Raw genomic sequence first — 613 nt, forward strand, 5'->3', positions numbered from 1 at the left:
TTATTATTCCACAGTAGCTCAGTGGTAGAGCTATCTTATTCCACAGTAGCTCAGTGGTAGAGCTATCGGCTGTTAACCGATCGGTCGTAGGTTCGAGTCCTACCTGTGGAGCCATTTGGAGAGCTGTCCGAGTGGCCGAAGGAGCACGATTGGAAATCGTGTAGGCGGTTAACGCTGTCTCAAGGGTTCAAATCCCTTGCTCTCCGCCATTTTTATTTAATTAGCACAGTGGCCCGTTGGTCAAGCGGTTAAGACACCGCCCTTTCACGGCGGTAACACGGGTTCGAATCCCGTACGGGTCACCATTTATTTTTATCTACATAATAACGGAGGATTAGCTCAGCTGGGAGAGCACCTGCCTTACAAGCAGGGGGTCGGCGGTTCGATCCCGTCATCCTCCACCATATATTATCATCGCGGGGTGGAGCAGTTCGGTAGCTCGTCGGGCTCATAACCCGAAGGTCGCAGGTTCAAATCCTGTCCCCGCAACCAAGTGGTCCCGTGGTGTAGCGGTTAACATGCCTGCCTGTCACGCAGGAGATCGCGGGTTCGATTCCCGTCGGGACCGCCATTTTAAATTTAATAAGGCTCGGTAGCTCAGTTGGTAGAGCAA

6 tRNA genes are annotated in these 613 nt (G+C 52.4%); all 6 read left to right on the forward strand.

Going from position 1 to position 613, the window contains the following annotated elements:
• The first annotated feature begins 39 nt into the window (after positions 1–39).
• Positions 40–114, forward strand: a tRNA-Asn gene (locus AC1DRF_RS31405).
• A 3-nt stretch (positions 115–117) separates the two neighbouring features.
• Positions 118–209 (forward strand) — tRNA-Ser (locus AC1DRF_RS31410).
• 21 nt (positions 210–230) lie between these two features.
• Positions 231–305 (forward strand) — tRNA-Glu (locus AC1DRF_RS31415).
• 23 nt (positions 306–328) lie between these two features.
• A tRNA-Val gene (locus AC1DRF_RS31420) sits at positions 329–404 on the forward strand.
• 11 nt (positions 405–415) lie between these two features.
• A tRNA-Met gene (locus AC1DRF_RS31425) sits at positions 416–492 on the forward strand.
• A gap of 3 nt (positions 493–495) precedes the next feature.
• Positions 496–571 (forward strand) — tRNA-Asp (locus AC1DRF_RS31430).
• The last annotated feature ends 42 nt before the right edge of the window (positions 572–613 follow it).

The sequence above is a fragment of the Priestia sp. P5_B4 genome (genome assembly GCF_056400385.1).